The sequence below is a fragment of the Rhizobium sp. YJ-22 genome (assembly GCF_029601685.1).
Lineage (GTDB): Bacteria > Pseudomonadota > Alphaproteobacteria > Rhizobiales > Rhizobiaceae > Metarhizobium.
This window is the reverse complement of the sequence record NZ_JARRIR010000013.1, coordinates 1-16223: the sequence shown is the minus strand read 5'-3', so window position 1 is coordinate 16223 and position 16223 is coordinate 1. Positions and strand designations below refer to the sequence as shown.

At 60.7% G+C, this 16223-nt stretch carries 15 protein-coding genes and 5 pseudogenes; 8 read left to right on the top strand and 12 right to left on the bottom strand.

All coding sequences use genetic code 11. From position 1 onward, the window contains the following. Nucleotides 1-53: 53 nt before the first annotated feature. On the bottom strand, nt 54-629 hold the full coding sequence (locus P7F60_RS24570) for a hypothetical protein (RefSeq protein WP_277920334.1): 576 nt from the start codon (nt 627-629) through the stop codon (nt 54-56). 432 nt (nt 630-1061) lie between these two features. Between P7F60_RS24570 and P7F60_RS24565 the strand changes: the two are divergent. The 3 genes and pseudogenes from P7F60_RS24565 to P7F60_RS24555 form a co-directional block, all read left to right on the top strand. Next, nucleotides 1062-1304 (top strand): annotated as a pseudogene (locus tag P7F60_RS24565) (GFA family protein); the annotation flags it as partial. 125 nt (nt 1305-1429) lie between these two features. Further along, complete coding sequence (locus P7F60_RS24560) at nt 1430-1930, top strand: ferritin-like domain-containing protein (RefSeq protein WP_277920333.1); 501 nt, start codon at nt 1430-1432, stop codon at nt 1928-1930. Nucleotides 1931-1966: 36 nt separating this feature from the next. Further along, nucleotides 1967-2320, top strand: a pseudogene (locus P7F60_RS24555) (cysteine hydrolase); the annotation flags it as partial. A 20-nt stretch (nt 2321-2340) separates the two neighbouring features. On the opposite strand, the pseudogene P7F60_RS24550 reads toward P7F60_RS24555, so the two are convergent. The 8 genes and pseudogenes from P7F60_RS24550 to P7F60_RS24515 form a co-directional block, all read right to left on the bottom strand. Then, nucleotides 2341-2749 (bottom strand): annotated as a pseudogene (locus P7F60_RS24550) (metal-dependent phosphohydrolase). A gap of 4 nt (nt 2750-2753) precedes the next feature. Further along, a complete protein-coding gene (locus tag P7F60_RS24545; protein ID WP_277920332.1) occupies nt 2754-3020 on the bottom strand; it encodes a DUF2934 domain-containing protein in 267 nt (88 codons plus the stop codon). A gap of 13 nt (nt 3021-3033) precedes the next feature. Continuing rightward, nucleotides 3034-4203 (bottom strand): zinc-dependent alcohol dehydrogenase, encoded by a 1170-nt coding sequence (locus tag P7F60_RS24540; protein WP_277920331.1) that lies wholly within the window; start codon nt 4201-4203, stop codon nt 3034-3036. Between the two features lie 13 nt (nt 4204-4216). After that, nucleotides 4217-6022 (bottom strand): YbhB/YbcL family Raf kinase inhibitor-like protein, encoded by a 1806-nt coding sequence (locus P7F60_RS24535; RefSeq protein ID WP_277920330.1) that lies wholly within the window; start codon nt 6020-6022, stop codon nt 4217-4219. A 56-nt stretch (nt 6023-6078) separates the two neighbouring features. Then, on the bottom strand, nt 6079-6945 hold the full coding sequence (locus P7F60_RS24530; protein WP_277920329.1) for an SDR family oxidoreductase: 867 nt from the start codon (nt 6943-6945) through the stop codon (nt 6079-6081). A gap of 289 nt (nt 6946-7234) precedes the next feature. Beyond that, entirely contained in the window at nt 7235-7606 is a 372-nt protein-coding gene (locus P7F60_RS24525) for a response regulator (RefSeq protein WP_277920328.1), read from the bottom strand. After that, nucleotides 7599-10433 (bottom strand): PAS domain-containing protein, encoded by a 2835-nt coding sequence (locus P7F60_RS24520; RefSeq protein ID WP_277920327.1) that lies wholly within the window; start codon nt 10431-10433, stop codon nt 7599-7601. Before P7F60_RS24520 ends, P7F60_RS24525 begins: the two co-directional genes overlap by 8 nt. Nucleotides 10434-10650: 217 nt before the next feature. Beyond that, nucleotides 10651-11136: a hypothetical protein gene (locus P7F60_RS24515; protein WP_277920326.1), complete on the bottom strand. Its 486-nt coding sequence runs from the start codon at nt 11134-11136 to the stop codon at nt 10651-10653. Nucleotides 11137-11316: 180 nt separating this feature from the next. Between P7F60_RS24515 and P7F60_RS24510 the strand changes: the two genes are divergently transcribed. Then, nucleotides 11317-12444 (top strand): helix-turn-helix domain-containing protein, encoded by a 1128-nt coding sequence (locus P7F60_RS24510; RefSeq protein ID WP_277920325.1) that lies wholly within the window; start codon nt 11317-11319, stop codon nt 12442-12444. A gap of 116 nt (nt 12445-12560) precedes the next feature. On the opposite strand, the gene P7F60_RS24505 is transcribed toward P7F60_RS24510, so the two are convergent. Beyond that, on the bottom strand, nt 12561-12809 hold the full coding sequence (locus P7F60_RS24505) for a hypothetical protein (RefSeq protein WP_277920324.1): 249 nt from the start codon (nt 12807-12809) through the stop codon (nt 12561-12563). Between P7F60_RS24505 and P7F60_RS24500 the strand changes: the two genes are divergently transcribed. Together P7F60_RS24500 and xth are read left to right on the top strand one after the other, a co-directional pair. After that, nucleotides 12799-12996, top strand: coding sequence for a hypothetical protein (locus P7F60_RS24500; protein ID WP_277920323.1), 198 nt, complete (start codon nt 12799-12801; stop codon nt 12994-12996). The genes P7F60_RS24505 and P7F60_RS24500 overlap by 11 nt on opposite strands. Continuing rightward, the gene (gene xth / locus P7F60_RS24495; protein WP_277920322.1) at nt 12993-13775 is read left to right on the top strand and encodes an exodeoxyribonuclease III; all 783 of its coding nucleotides are present in this window, start codon (nt 12993-12995) and stop codon (nt 13773-13775) included. Before P7F60_RS24500 ends, xth begins: the two co-directional genes overlap by 4 nt. A 2-nt stretch (nt 13776-13777) precedes the next feature. On the opposite strand, the gene P7F60_RS24490 is transcribed toward xth, so the two are convergent. After that, entirely contained in the window at nt 13778-14656 is an 879-nt protein-coding gene (locus P7F60_RS24490) for a hypothetical protein (protein ID WP_277920321.1), read from the bottom strand. Nucleotides 14657-14692: 36 nt separating this feature from the next. Further along, nucleotides 14693-14875 (bottom strand): hypothetical protein, encoded by a 183-nt coding sequence (locus P7F60_RS24485; protein ID WP_277920320.1) that lies wholly within the window; start codon nt 14873-14875, stop codon nt 14693-14695. Between the two features lie 201 nt (nt 14876-15076). Here P7F60_RS24485 and P7F60_RS24480 point away from each other — a divergent pair. After that, a pseudogene (locus P7F60_RS24480) lies at nt 15077-15936 on the top strand (Ku protein). A gap of 11 nt (nt 15937-15947) precedes the next feature. Next, nucleotides 15948-16106: pseudogene (locus tag P7F60_RS24475) on the top strand (Ku protein); the annotation flags it as partial. Nucleotides 16107-16223 lie beyond the last annotated feature (117 nt).

Here is a 16223-nt window from a genome sequence, read left to right as displayed (position 1 = left end):
ACGAGGCCATCACGCCCAACCCTAGCGCCGGAAGCGTTAATGGTCTTCAAAAATCAGGGATTGCGCGACATTCCCGTCTCGCCGGCTCCGCTGAAATCCGCATAGTGCGCCTGCGTCCAGGTCTTCACATCGGTCGGCATGAAACCTTCAAGCCCGGCCTGCGGCCCGAAGGGGTCAGCTAAGATCGTATACGCATCGTCGGGATGCGCGGCGAAATAGCGAAACTTCGACGCCACATGCCACCCGATGCCCGCACCCATCGCAGCATAAAGCTCGCGCTCGAATTCATCACGCGGCTGGCCGCGATAGAGGACCGCGCGACCGATACCGGCGCTCACGCGCGAAGCCAGTTCATCGCCCGTCAGGCTCTCCGGCCCGGCGATGCGGTGATCGCCGCCCATCGCACCGCGTTCCAGCAGCATCAGCGCGGCCTCCGCGCAATCGTCGGCCGAAGTCCAGGCTATGCGCTGCCCGGCCGGAATCGGCGGCGCTAACACGCCGTGTACAATGATCTCCGTGCGCGCCGAAGGCTTTAGCAGATTGTCGAGATACATGGTCGGCCGCGCGATCGCGAAAGGCAGCCCAGAGCGCCGCGCGGCGTCCTTAATCCAGACGGCGACGACATTCATCTCTCCGTGCCGGCCTATCGCACGGCTCGCGGTACGGATGTCGATGCGCGCCGCTGGCGTCTGGCCCGCGATTAGAAATGGAACCTGGCGCTCGCGGCGATCCGCGTGACCCTGCCAGCAACACCTTCTAGGAATGGCGAAGGGCGCTCGACCCTTTCGGGGAGCGCCCTTCCGACCCGGACGACTGCGAACGCGCGACGGATATCGTCGCTGCAGGCAAGTGATCGATGACGGGCAGTGAGCGATAGATGGGGAAAGGCATCCGAGAAATCAAGACCATCCGGCGTCCCGGTCGCTCGGAGCAGCGCATCGAGGCAGGTATCGCAGATGCCGTAGCCGCCACACTATTGCGCGATTTGGAGGAAATTCCAATGAATTCGCACAGATCCAGAAAGGGAGCGACAGACCTCGGGCGCGACGCCGCCGGCCAGTTTGCCCCTCGCAGGCCGGCCAGTCGGCAGACGGCGTCGAACCGGTTCGTGTCTTTGCAAACAAGTACGGATAACGGTGCGGGGCGTTCCCGACCGGGTCGGCATCTGCCATTGCACCGACTGCCGGCAGGAGAGTGGCTCGGCCTTTCACGTTTTCGGGATCTGGCCTGCTGGACAGTTCGAACAAACGGGACAGACCGCCAGCTTTTCCGGCCGGTGCTTTTGCCCTCATTGCGGCGCGCGTCGCGGCTGCTTAGCCGACGGCGTGCTTTATCGAAGTTGCGGGGAACAAAGGCTCGAAAGGCTGGTTCAATCCCCGTGCGATCGCGCCGGCCAATCGGCAAACGTTCACATCAACAGGAGAGACCGATGCCCACCAAGACAATGGAAGACCTTTTCCTCGACGGTATCAAGGACATCTATTACGCCGAGCGCAAGATCATTGCCGGCCTCAAGAAGATGATCCGCGGCGCCGATGCGCAAGACCTGAAGGCGGCATTCGACAAGCATCTGCAGGAAACCGAGGGCCAGGTCGAGCGGCTCGTGCAGGTGTTCGAGCTTCTTGGCAAGCCCGCGCGCGGCAAAACCTGCCCGGCTATCGACGGCATTCTCGAAGAAGGTCAGGAAATTCTCGAGGAATTCAAGGACTCGCCCGCGCTCGATGCAGGCCTTCTTGCCGCCGCACAGGCCGTCGAGCACTACGAAATCGCCCGCTACGGCACCTTGAAATCCTGGGCCATACAGCTTGGCAAGAATGATGTCGCCCAGTTGCTCGACCAAACGCTCGCCGAGGAAACCAAGACGGATCAGGCCCTGACGCAGCTTGCGGAGGCCAAGGTCAACCGCGAAGGCAAGACCAAGGCCGCATGATCCGGAACGGGCGGAGGAGCGGCTCTCCGCCCGACCCACCTGCCGGCCGAGATGTACGGCCTCCTTTCGGAGCTTGCCGCATTTACCCCACCGGCAATCTTGTTCGACAAGCGGACCTATTCTCCCTGGATCGACGGGCGGCTCAACGCCCTTCTGCGAGAACACGACGTGGAAACGCTGGCCATCACCGGTGGGGAAACAGACGTGAGCGTTCTCGCCACGGCGCTCGGCGCCATCGATCTCGGCTACCGTGTCGTCATCCTGACAGATGCCGTCTGCAGTGGCACGGACGAAACATATGACGCGTCATTGAAGCTGCTCGAAAGCCGGTTTACTGCCCAAATGGACGCCATATCGACAGAGGCGTTTTTGTCGTCGGCTTCTACATAGGAGTCGGCACAACTAGCCCCTCAGAGTTCCGAGATAAGACGTAGCGCACACGGATATTTCTCACCATTCTCACCGATCGTCTGTACCTGAGAGAAATTGTCTTCCAAATCTGCGCGCTTCACAGGATATGAGGTAGGGTTCGAGGCGGCGCGGCGAACAAACACCTCCCACTCTTCGTCGATCCGTCTGGTCATCGCGTCCACCGCTCCGACAATGTCGGGGGGAAAAGCCCTCCTCTCGCAGCGGATCCAAGATCCAGCCCGTTCCCTTCTCGACCACGTCATGCAGATAGGCGACGACTTTTCCGGTTTTGTCTTCGAGGGCTGAGGCAACGCGACGGCAGTGCTCAAAACAGGATCGCCCGGCCTTATCGAACTGGCCTTCGTGTGCCGACCGGGCAACGAGGATCGCGTGATCGAGGGGGTTCACGGCCTCACGGTCCTCCAGTGCGTTTGGTTTTCTTGCGCACTGGCTCAGTTCCGGTCGAAATCTCCACGATCGGTGTCTCCGCAGCGGCGTTCACTCCGCCAGTTTCCTCATACGAAGCCTCGAACTCCGCTTCCGCCATTGACCAGTGGCGCAAGTCTTCACCTGCGGTAGCTCCCTCCTCTTGCCAGATCCAGTACGCGCGCCGACGAATTTCTTCGTGTCGATCTATATCTGTCATCGTTTTCTCCTCGCTTTGTTTTCCGCTGCTCATCGCGTATTCGCTCCTACGGCTTGAGCACGACCTTGATGCAGCCATCCTTCTTGTCTCGGAATGTCTTGTAGAGCTCGGGGCCATCTTCCAATCCGGCCCGATGGGTGATGACGAAGGACGGATCGATGTCGCCGCGTTCGATACGCTCCAGCAGGATTGGCAGATAGTGCTGCACCGGCGTTTGCGCCATGCGGAAGGTCAGGCCGCGATTGATCGCCGAGCCCATCGGGATCTTGTCGACGAAACCGCCATAGATGCCGACGATCGAGACGATACCGAAGTTGCGGCAGCAATGAATGGCTTGGCGCAGCACATGCGGCCGATCCGTTCCCATGAAGGTGGCGACTTTCACCCGGTCGACAATCGCGTCGAAGCCGGACATCGTGTCCGGCTCCGTACCGACCGCATCGATACAGGCGTCGGCTCCTCGGCCGGCGGTCAGGTCCATTATGCGGTCATAGATGTCCTCGTCGCGGAAATCGAGCACGAGCGCACCGCTCGCCTCGGCCAGTACCTTGCGTTCCGGCACCGTATCGATGGCGATTACCCGCTCGGCACCTAGAAGGAAGGCGCTTTTGATCGCCATCTGCCCGACGGGGCCGCAGCCCCATACCGCAATCGTATCGCCTGGTTTGATATCGCAGAATTCCGCAGCCATGTATCCGGTTGGAAAGATGTCGGAGAGGAAAAGAACCTGTTCGTCGGACAGGCTGTCCGGAACCTTGATGGGGCCGACATCAGCATAGGGTACGCGCATATACTCCGCCTGCCCGCCACTGAACCCACCAAGGAGGTGAGAATAGCCAAAAAGCCCCGCTGGGGAGTTGCCCCAGAGCTTCGCCGCCTTCTTGCGGTTCGGGTTCGAGCGCTCACAGCCGGAGAAATGTCCCCGTTTGCAGAAGAAGCATTCGCCGCAAGCGATGGTGAACGGCACGACGACACGGTCGCCGACCTTTAGGGCCTTGTTGTCCGATCCGACTTCGACGACCTCCCCCATCGTTTCATGACCGACGATGTCGCCATGTTCCATGCTGGGGATGACGCCATCGAAAATGTGGAGATCAGACCCACAGATCGCGCATGCCGTCACTTTTATGATGGCGTCGCGTCCGTTCTCGATCTTCGGATCGGGAACGCTTTCACAGCGGATATCGCTTTTGCCGTGCCAGGTAAGTGCTTTCATCGCTCGATCCTTCCTAGTTCGCTGCTGCTTTGCGCGCGAAGGTGCCGACCAGTTCTCCTTTCGAGAGAACATGGCCACTCATTGCCTTGAGGACGTCTTCGCGGGTCGCGCCCGGATCGATGCCAAGAGTGTCGACATCGAGAGCGAATACCTGAAAATGATAGTGGTGCGCGGGATCGCCGACCGGCGGCTTCGGGCCGGCATAGCCGATCGACCCCATGCTGTTTGCGCCCTGCTTCAGGCCCTTTGGGGACTGAAGGATAGGTGTTCCGGGCAGGCCTTCGCGAAGCTTCGTGGTGCCAGCAGGAATGTCATAGGCCACCCAATGAGTGAACGGTTTCGGGTCGTCGGCATCGGGATCATCAACGATGACGACGTAGGATTTCGTTTCCATAGGCCGATCGTCCCATTCCAGCGCTGGCGAGGCATTGTCGCCGTCGGCTGCATACTGGAGGGGTATCGGTTGGTTCGCTCGAAAGGCGCTCCGCACCGCGATAGCCTTCGGGTCCCTGGCCTCGACAAGGTCCAACGCTATTTTCGTCGCAGGCTTTTCCACAACGACGTTCGGGATAGCCTTGGTGTCATTGGCCGCAGCCTGATGTTTACCTACGTAGCGCACGCGATAGACGATGCCGTTGCTGTCATCGGCGACGAAGAGGGCTCCGTCCTTGCTCACGGCGACACCGGTCAGACGGCCGAGATAGCCGTATTTCCCATTTTCCTGCTGGAGGAGAAAGCCTTCGAGGAAACGCTCGAAGGCGACAGGCTTGCCATTTTCGAAGTTGATACGCACCACCTCATACCCGCTCGGCGGTCGACGGTTCCAGGAGCCGCGCATGGCGACAAAGGCGTCACCACGATAATCGTCAGGGAAAGCATTGCCGTCGTAGAATACCATCTGCATCGGCGCGCTATGCGGCGTGTATCCGAGCAAGGGCTCGGTCGACTGCCTCGCCCAGTCTTCCAGAGAAATGCCTTCCGGCGGATCGATATGCGGATTGAGGCCGCTTTTGCCGTAGACATAGGGCCATCCGTACCTCTTTCCCTGCTCGAGGACGTTGAGTTCCTCGATCTGCACCTCGTCGCCAAGCCAATCGATGCCATGGTCGACGCCATAAAGCGCGCCGGTTATTGGCTCCCAATCGAAGCCAATGGTGTTTCTCAGGCCGCTGGCGAAGATCGTGCGACTTTTCCCGTCCTTGCTGGCGCGTAAGAGCGCGGCGTTCTCCGGGTTGTCCTCCTGACATTCATTGCAGGTGCTGCCCGAGGAGATGTAGAGCATGTCGTCCGGCCCGATGCCGAGCGTGCGGTTCGCATGTTGGCCGGCATCCGGGAGATCGTTGATGATGCGCGTAAGAGGGCCGAACGTGCCGTCGTCGTTGACATCGGCCGTATAGACATCGTGAATGGTGACAAGGAAGACCTTGTCTCCGTCGAAGGCGATCCCATGCATTCCCGAGCGACTGGCGACCGTTACAGCGCCGTCGGCTGCGCCATCGCCATCGCCGTCCTTCAGCATGACGACGTCGCCGACAGAGCGGCGAGTGGCGTAGAGCACATCGGCATCCGAAACGGCAAGCATACGCGGATTGACAAGATCGCGCGCGAAAACCTCGACCTTGAAACCGTCCGGCGCCTTGATAAGGCCCGTAAGCTTGTCGTCGTCGGTCATTTGAATTTTTTCGGGCTCAAGGATCGAGCCTTCGATAACGACGTCCGATGCGCGGCCAACCTCACCCTTGACTTGCGCAAATGCGCCCGCCTGTGGAGTCAACAACAGAGCGCAGGCAGACAAGCGTAGTCCCAGGAAGGATTTCATGTGCAGGCTCCAGTTAGCGTGGCGAGACGATGCGTATTCAGAGGTGGCATGCCGGCTCAGATCATGATCTCGCCTCCCGTGACCGGGATCACCGCGCCCGTCATGTAGCTGCCGAGTTGGGAGGCGAGCAGGACGAAGGCCCCTGCGAGTTCAGCCGGCTGGCCGGCGCGCCCAATGAGGGTTTGCTTGCCGAAATCCTTCGTCTTTTCCGGCGGCATGGTGGAGGGAATGAGCGGCGTCCAGATCGGTCCCGGCGCGACGGCGTTCACCCGAATGCCCTTGTCGGCGACCATTTCGGCGAGCCCGGCGGTAAAATTCGAGATCGCCCCCTTCGTCGCCGCATAGGCGAGAAGATGAGACGACGGTTGGCGGGACTGGATAGAGGTCGTGTTGATAATGGCGCTGCCAGGCTTCATGTGCGGAATCGCCGCGCGCGCCAGGAAGAACGGCGCATAGATATTGGTCCGGAACGTCCGGTCCCATTCTTCGGTGCTGATGTCGCCGATATCCGCATAGGTCCGCTGAAAGGCGGCATTGTTCACGAGGATATCGAGTTGGCCGAAGGTTTCCAGACATTGACGCACCAGGTGACGGCAATGTTCCTCGCTTGTGATGTCCCCTGGAAGGGCGACGGCCTTGCGCCCCGCGTCCTCAACCCAGCGCGCGGTTTCATCAGCGTCCTCATGCTCGCTCAAATAGGAAATCACGATGTCGGCACCCTCGCGGGCGAAGGCAATCGCCACCGCCCGGCCGATACCAGAATCCGCGCCTGTGATGAGCGCCACTTTCCCGGTGAGACGCGCTGCGCCGGCGTAGCTCTTCTCGCCGTGATCAGGGACCGGCTTCATCTCATTCGTCAGACCCGGCGGAGACTGCTGCTGCTCCGGCTGGGGAGGAAAGGGCCGGTGGTCATCGTCCGTCATGGTCATCTCCAGCCTATGAATCTAGAGAGCGAACTCCAATGGGGATTAGATGTTCCCACGCATCAGGCCGACGGCCGTTCGGCAATGGCCATACCGGCCAGTTATCGCCGCTGGCGCGTTGCAGCGAGGAAACCGACAACCGCAACGGCGGTTAGGCGGCCTATATCGATACGCGAAGCTGGCAGCTAGGAGCAGCTACGAAGGAGTGTGGCGATCACATCGCCGATCCTGACCGCGTCGCCAAACGACCGCCACGGTCGGCCGGCTTTCTGACAGGAAACGAATATCGTTATCCCTTCGGTGGGCGTCCGATCGCCTCGATGATCTTCTTCATGCTGACCGGCTTCTCGCATCGCGCCACTTTGCTGAACCGGCTCGGAATGGCCGATGCGTCGTAGCCGGTCGTGAACACGATCCGCACCTCCCGTTCGATAAGCAGTTCGGCGGCGGGAAACACCATGTTGCCCCCGAGATTGGCATCGAGGATCGCCGCGTCGATGCCGTCATCGGCTTTAATGAGAGCGACCGCATCGGCGAGATCTGCGACAGGTCCAACGACGATAGCGCCGGCATCCTGAAGTTCGATCTCCAATTCCTGCGCGAGGATATACTCGTCCTCGACGACGAGAACCCGGCAATTCTTCAAGCTGCGATCAGGCATGGGCAACCTCCGATGAAGTCATGCTCGCCGAAATCGGTATCGCGATCGTACAGTGGACGCCGTCCGATTGAAACGTGAAGCTGGTCTTTGCCTTGAGCTGGTAGGGCAGCGCTCGCTCGATCAGCTCGCGTCCCTGCCCGCCGCCGGGCCGCACCGGCCTTACAGCCGGGATGACGACGCCGCTTTCGCGCCAGTCGATATGCAGCCAGGGCGAGCCGCCTGTGCCGCCCGTCAGCGTCCAGTCCACTTTAAGTCTGCCCTGCGGCTGACTAAGCGCTCCGTACTTGACCGCGTTCGTAGCGAGTTCGTGAAGGGCCATCGCCAGCGTCTGCACTGTGGAGGAACGCAGGCGGACGCCTTTCGGCCCATCCAGTATGACCCGGTCTGCAGCCCCGTCCATCGCGGCAAGTTCGGCATGGATCAACTCGTCGAAGGTGACGCGATCATGATCGTTCAGCCGCGAGAGCAGGCCCTGGACCCGCGACAGCGCGTCCAGCTGGTCGCGGAAGCGTCTCCTGAATTCCGGCAAGTCCGCACTATTGCGAGCGGTCTTGTCAGATACAGAACGCACCAAACCCATGAGATTGCGTGTCCGGTGTTGCAGCTCATCAACGAGGACATGCTGACGCTCTTGCATTTCGCGCATGTCGTGGACATCGGTCGACGTTCCGAGCCATTCGACGATCGAGCCGGCTTCGTCCCGCACCGCCGACGCGCGCGTCTGAAACCAACGGTACTCGCTGTCTCTTCCCCGACGTATGCGCGCCTCGACCTCGAACTGGCCCTTTGCCCGAGCAGCCGACCACGCGCTTCTCACGGTGGCACGGTCATCCGGGTGGAAGGCGTCTAGCCATCCACGGCCTTTGCTGTCCTCGAATCCGATTCCGGTATATTCGCTCCATTGCGGATTCGACCAAGTCCAGTCGCCTTCGCCGAGGGCCCGCCAGACAAGTTGCGGAATGCCTTCCATGAGCACCTCGAGGCGCCGTTCCGTCTCGCGCAACTCGGTCATGTCATGGCCGACGCCGCCTATCAGCCGGACCTTTCCATCCATATCGGCGATGGGAAAGTCGGTGTCGCGCAGCCAGCGGATCGCACCGTCCTTCGGGCGCCGGATGCGATAGTCGAAGGTCACATGTTCGCCCTGATGCACCCGCTTGATCGCCTCGCTGGCACGCGTGCGATCTTCGGGAACGATCAGGTCGAGCCAGTTGCGAAAGTTGTCGCCGCTCTGTGCCTCTTCGCGGCTCAACCCGTAGATCGCTTCGAAGGCCGGCGTCAGATATTGCCACTGTAGCTGTTCGGCATCGCGTATCCAGAGAACGTCCTGAGACGCCTGGCCGAATTCACGGAGGCGCTCTTCGCTCGTTCGCAAAGCTTCAACGCTGCGCTTTGCGGCATCGACGTCGGCAATCGCCGCGGCAGCACCGGTGACATGACCTTGTTCATCGCGGATCGGGACGGTCGCCACCGTTGTCCACGTTTCATGACCGGCTGCATCCGTATGGAGCATCTCCAGCCCCGGCATTACGGTCTCGCCACGCAGCGCTCGTGCTCCCGGAAACTTGCTTGGCTTTAACGGCCGCCCCTCTGAATCCCAGGCCTGCCATCGGGCCGGCGCCGAAGAGTCTTGTGACGGGATAATGCCGGTAGGCAGAAAACGCCGATACTCCGCGTTCGACACTACCGCCGCCCCGGAAAGGTCGATCACTGCCACGCCCACCGGAACGCTTTCGAGGGCTGCAGCGAGTGTGGACTCGCTTTCACGCAGGCGCTCCGTTGCGTGAAGACGCTCGATCAGATCAGCCGAAAGCCGCACCAGCACGTCGAAATGACGGTATTCATCTAAAGCCAATTCCCGCCGTTCACGCCAATGCGTCGACAACATGCCAACCACCTGACCACTGAACGCTTTCAGCGGCGTGGACTGCACGGAAAGAAGATTGGATCGCCGGTAAGCCTCCAGATCTTCCTGTCTGCCATCGAGCCGGTCCACGTCAGGGACGATCATGCGTTCGCCAGCCCCGAGTGTGCGGCTACAGGAGCTTCGCGTGTCGACGCACACCCACTCCCAGAACCTCGCCGAATCCGAATGGAAGCCACGCCAAGCGACAAGTTTGAGCCGGTTGGTGGCTGGATCGAGCACATGAATGCTCGCCGCATCCGAGCCCATGAGCGAGGCGGCGGCCTCGACAATGCGATCGAAAAGCGTCTGCGGCTCGCGCTCACCCACGAGTTCGGTGCTAACACGCTGCAACACCTCCAGGGCGGCAAGATCCGTCGCGCGCAGGGCGTCCGTCGCCCTTCGTTCTTTCGCGATCTGAATTCGGTCGATGACAGGACCAAGCACCATTGAATATGTCTTCAGGAATTCGATATCTTCCTGGTCGAACTCGCGGGGCCTGCGGGCGTCGACCTGAAGGATGCCGTAAGGGATTCGGCCGGGCAGGAAGATCGGAACGTTGACCACCGCGACGACGCCGTGATCGGTGAGAAACGAAGGGAACTCGAACCGCTTCTCCTGAGCGATGTCGTTGGTGATAACAGGCTCGGTCTTTTCGATCGCATAGGCCTCTGACGAGCGTTCGTTCAGGCTGATGCGCTCGTGGCCGACGACACCCGGATTCCAGCCGACACCGGCGCGAATGAAGCCGGTGTCAGACTGTCGCTCGATCTCGATGACCTTGGCGAGATCGGCACCAAGCGCTGCCGCGACCAACCGACATCCTTCGTTCAGGATCTCGTCGAGATCGTCATGATCGAGAACGAAATCTCCGAATTCTGACAGGACGCGCTGCCGGTCCAAAAAGGTGTGACAGTCACTCATGTCACTCAACGCATTCCCTCTAAGTTGGTTTCAAGACATAGATCCGGTCGGGAAGCGCTTATCGTTGGGTCTCGCCTGTCTAAAGCGGCTGCAGCCCAGCCCCGCTCTCAGACGGGCGTTTTCCGCGGCAAGGCATTTTGGAGGCTATCACCGTCCAGTTTGCCGGCTTTGCGAAGAGCGGCGACGATCGGAATGCTGGTGGCAGGACGCGCTCCTCCTAGCCGGTCAGGAATGCGAACGGAATGCCGTGCATCTTCAGGAACCCGGCAACCGGGTAAACCATCTGTCCGTCAAGATTGATGTCCAGCAAAGCCCCGTCCAAGTCGAGGTCACAGCCAGCGATGTCCATGGCATCCGACAGGTTCGAGACCGGTCCGACGACGTTGGCACCGCGTGCGCTGAGTTCCTCAGCAGTCGCCTGGGCAGCATAATAGTCGTCGTCCACTACCAGGATGCGGCGGCCTTCAAGTCCGGGCAGCGACGCAGCGTAGTATTTTTTCGCGGCGATCGTGCAGAACGATTCCAGCTCCTCCGGCACACTCATGCCTCGCGAATACATTTGAAGGACATAGAGCGCGAAAGCGGATCGGCGCGATGGCTCCATTGTAAACCATGATTGCGAAGTGATCCGGTCAACAACGCCTCGAACCAACTCTACTTCATGTGGTTCGAACGCGCATTGCGATAAACATTTAGAAGTCATGGCAGCTCTCCCGAAGACTGCATTGGCCAGAGCATGTCACCAGGTTGGACGGTTTGCAATCTTGGGAAGTGTGTGTACGGTGGCAGACAAACGAGGCGCTCGCCAGCCGCTAAGATCGTCGGGCTCAATTCCCTTGCGGACTTATCCGGCCGCCCGGCCCGCGTTCGGGAGAAGGTGTCGATGTCGTTGCACTCTTTGGCCGGAAAAAGCATCCTCATTGTCGAGGACGAGTATCACATCGCCTCTGGACTGGCGTCGCACCTCTTGTCAGCGGGCGTCGACGTCGTCGGCCCGGCTTCTGGTGTTGACGATGCGTTGAAATACATAAGCGCACGTCATCACCTCGCTGGCGCGATCCTCGACATCAGACTTGGCGACACGAACGTGTTTCCGGTCGCGGATGAACTGAACCGTCTCAGCATCCCGTATCTGTTCGCGACCGCTTTGGAAGCCGACCAGATACCGGCCCGGCATGCAGACGCGATCGTGCTGCGCAAGCCTGTCGAAGACGATGCAATCGTCGCCGCTCTTACCCAGGTCGTCCGTGATGACCCTGTCTCGATCGAGCAGGCATGCAGAAACGGCGTGCTCGCGAAGCTTCCGCAACGCAGTCTCGATTTGATCCTGCCGAAGCTTCGCGCGATGACTCTGCCTCGCGGCGCAGTGATGGAGCGACCGAACCAGCTCGTCCGCCGGGTCTATTTTCCAATCGACTGCGTCGGCTCGCTCATCGTTGTTGGGCGAGAAGGAAGCCGCATCGAAACGGGCCTTGTCGGACGGGAAGGCATGACCGGCACGGGTCTTGCCGACGGCGATTTCCAGACCCCCTATGAGCTGATCACCCAGATCGATGGGGATGCATTGGCGGCTGGGGTGGAGGACTTCGTGCGAATTCTCGAGACCGTGCCTGAACTCCGCCTTCTCAGCGGTCGCTTTGCGCGATCACTCGGAATTCAGGTTAGCTACACGGCGTTGTCGAACGCCCGGTTTGACATAAAACAGCGTCTTGCGCGTTGGCTGGTCATGGTTCATGACCGGGTTCCGGGGCGGCACTTTCACCTGACCCACGAATACTTGGCGATCATGCTCGGCGTCCGGCGGCCCTCGGTCACGGACGCGCTTCACATTCTCGAGGGCGACAAACTCATCCGATCGACAAGAGGTAATATCGAGATACGCGATCGGCGCGGACTGGTTGCCGCTGCCGGGGAGGCTTTCGGCGCTCCTGAGGCCGAGTACGACCGCTTGATGGCTTTGCCGATTGCGTCAACATATACGTCCGAGATGCGGGCCATGGCGATTAAATAATTATGATCCTCCAACCAGAAGCATACAAATTGCGCATGGCAGAGATAGCCCATACTTAGTGCCTCGCCAGCCCGCAACTGGTCGGTGGAGGCGCGGTATCGTCGCTGCAGACCGCTTTATCGGCGGGCGGCGGTCGATAGGCAGTGAAGTGCCGAAGGAAAATCAAGACCGTCCGGCGTCCCGGTCGCCTGGAGCGGCGCATCGAGGCAGGCATCGCAGATGCCGCAACCGTCATCGTCAACTGCCTGATCGGCATGCCCGCAAAAGATGCAGGCCGCCGCCTGCCGGGCAGACTTGCCGCACCGGCGCGGCCGCATGATTTCGGCCGCGTCGTCGAAGAGAGTTTCGATAGGGATGATCTTCATCGCGGGCGTCTCCAACGATATCGAGCAAGAGATCGGAACGCCGGAAATCTTTGCAATGGCTGGTTATGAGGCCCGGCGAAATCGACTTGCCGCGAACTCCCCTGAAGCTTCTGCGGCGCGGGAACCTTTGAAATTCCGGGAGGGTTTTGCTTCCAAGCAATCACCAGCCCCCGGAGAAACGTGGTGAAGATCGCCACCTACAACGTCAACGGCATCAACGGCCGCCTTCCCCTGCTTCTGCGATGGCTGAAGGAGGATGAACCCGACATCGTCTGCCTGCAGGAACTCAAATCGCCGGACGACCGCTTTCCGCGACGCGAGCTTCAGCAGGCGGGTTACGAGGCTGTCTGGCATGGACAGAAAAGCTGGAACGGCGTCGCCATCCTCGCCAGGGACGCGACGCCGGTCCTCACGCGACGCGGACTGCCGGGCGATCCGGACGACACCCACAGCCGCTACATCGAGGCCGCCGTCGACGGCATCCTGATCGGCTGCCTGTACCTGCCGAACGGCAATCCTGCGCCCGGCCCGAAATTCGACTACAAGCTGCGTTGGTTCGAGCGGCTCCAGACCTATGCCGCCGATCTGCTGTCGCTTGGCCTTCCTGTGGCGCTGATCGGCGATTTCAACGTCATGCCGACCGATCTCGACGTCTACGCACCGGAGCGCTGGCGCGACGATGCATTGTTCCGCCCGGAGGTCCGGGAGGCCTATGCCGATCTCGTCGCCCAAGGCTGGACGGACGCCATTCGCCATCTTCATCCGAAGGAACGCATCTACACCTTCTGGAAATACTGGCGGAACTCTTTCGAACGCGATGCGGGCCTGCGCATCGACCATCTTCTCCTCAGCCCGACACTTGCGCCCTGGCTGAGGGCCGCAAGCGTCCGGCGTGGCCCACGAGGCTGGGACCACACCAGCGATCACGCGCCGGTCATGATCGAGATCGAGCCGCCATCGGATTGACGTCAGGACGGCGCCTGCCGCGTCGCCCGACGCTCGCGCGCCCTCGCGGTTCGCCTCGCCACGCGCAACTCTTCGAGGGTCGGCAGCCACCAGCCGCGCTGGCGCTCGTCGTCGCCAGGTTCGGTTCGCGAGGGCCAGGCCTGCACCAAGTCGTCCCGCGACGGTGTTCGCCATATTCCCCAGATATGATCGGCGGCGATGCCGGGATAGAGGTCAGCGATCTCTTCGCGCTCGACCATCTCGCCGGTAATGTCGGCCACGACGATAATCCCGTACGGTATCGTCGCGATCGGCCGGTCCAACGGGGGCAGGTCATCGGCGGGGAGCGGGATGCGACGACGCTTGCGCTCGGCCGCTCGCCGGCGGGACGTCCTTTCCTCCTCGGTCCCCTTGCGCGCCTCAGCGCGCTTGCGCCTTTCTTCGGGCTCGCACCGCTGTGCTTCGGTCTCGATGGCCTGCCAGTGGCCGACAAGATCGTCATAGGAGGCGAAAGGCACACGCCAAAACTTGTGCTCGCCGTCCCACCGGGCGAAAGGCACCTGCCGGATCTCCTCGACCAGTTTGCGGGAATAGGGCGTCGTTATGCAAAGTCCGTCCTTATCGACGCCGAGATAGGGGCTGAGGATCGGCTCGAAAGCAAAAGCATCCCTGCCCTTCGCCTCTGCGTAGGGATCGGCACGGGATCCTTCCTTGGCCATCCAGCGATCGATGCGTCGGCGCGCCGTCTTGCCTGGAACGATCCAGGCCTTTCGCCGATCACTCCAGCGAGCACGCGGAAACGCCTCGCGAAACCGTTGCACCGTCATCCGGTCGAATGCAAACGAGACAGCGGCAAGATCACCGCCATCCGGGCCTTCGTCTTCGACATCGTCGACCACCATCGCATCACCCATCCTTGACGGGGGCGATCCGCGGCCTTAGTGCTTGGTATGCCGGTCACCGCGATCACCTTCGCCCGGTTTGGCCTCGTTCTTGGCCTTCTGCCGCCGATCAGCGGATAGGGATCGGCTGACGTCGACACTTTCCTTGAACTGGCCTTTCTCGTCACGACGAACATAACGCTTGTCGGTCCCGGTATCGATGAGCTCACGCTTGGTCATGACATTCTCCTTTGGTTGCAATCAGGAAAGAACGCACGACGACGCAAAAAAGATGCAGCGAATCAAAGGCATATTCGAGACTCGCAAAAGGTGAGGATGAACGGCGCTAAGTTATTGATTTTCGATGAATTTTTGAATCGGAAAAAATCCGGAAGCGATTCGCTTGACTCGTTTTGGTTGCGTCGCGTCAGAAGTTTCGAGATGGCCGATCATCGTGTCCAGTGGAACGGCTTCATCAAGTTCGGCGAAGTGAGTTGCGGGGTTGGCCTCTACACGGCCGCCAGCACCTCCGAGTGCATTTCGTTTCACACGATCAACAAAAAGACCGGCAATCGCGTCAATCGCGTCTTCATCGACAGCGATACCGGCAAGGAGGTCGAGCGCGAGGACCAGACCAAGGGCTTCGAGATCGAGAACGGCCAGTACATCATGATTGACCCGGAGGAGGTCGCCACGACCATTCCCGACACCAACAAGACGCTGACTATCGGGGCCTTCATGCCCTGTTCCGATATCGATGACGCTATTTCGACAAGCCCTACTATCTCGTGCCGGTCGACCGCGTCTCTTCCGACGCCTTCACGGCGCTACGCGACGCCATGGAGAAATCCAAGGTTGCCGCGGTCGCCCGTACGGTCCTGTTTCGCCGCATGCGGACGGTGCTGATCCGCACCCATGGCAAGGGCCTGATCGCCACGACCACGCAGTACGACTACGAGGTGCGCTCCTCGGAAAAGGCATTCGACGAGATACCGAAACTGCGCATCAAAAGCGAAATGCTGGATCTGGCCAAGCACATCATCGCTACCAAGAAGGGAACCTTCGATCCGGCCGAGTTCGACGATCGCTATGAGGCGGCCGTCGCGGAGCTGGTAAAGGCCTCCAAGCCCGACGATCTCTTGGCCGCGCTGCGCGAAAGCGCCGAAATGCTCAAAGCCGGTGACGACACGCCGAAGCGCTCCGCCGCCAATGCCAACAAGGGCACCGGCCGCAAGCCCGCTGCCCGCGCCACGGCATCGAAGCCGCGCAGCCCAGCAGCCGCGCAGCGTAAAGCCGGTTGAGGAGAACGATCATGGCGCCGCGTCCCTACTGGAAAGGCTATCTGAAGCTCTCCCTCGTCATATGCCCCGTCTCGATGTCGCCGGCAACCTCGGAGTCTGAGAAGGTCCGCTTTCACACCTTGAACAAGGCGATCGGCAACCGTGTCGTGTCGCAATATGTCGATGCTGTCGCGCGCAAGCTCTGCATCCTCGGCCTTGCGATAGGACCCGCGCGGCTTTGCTCTGCCCTTGAGACGTTCGACGAGGTTGGAACGGGAGACGCCCAGCGTGTCTGCGACGGTTTTCAT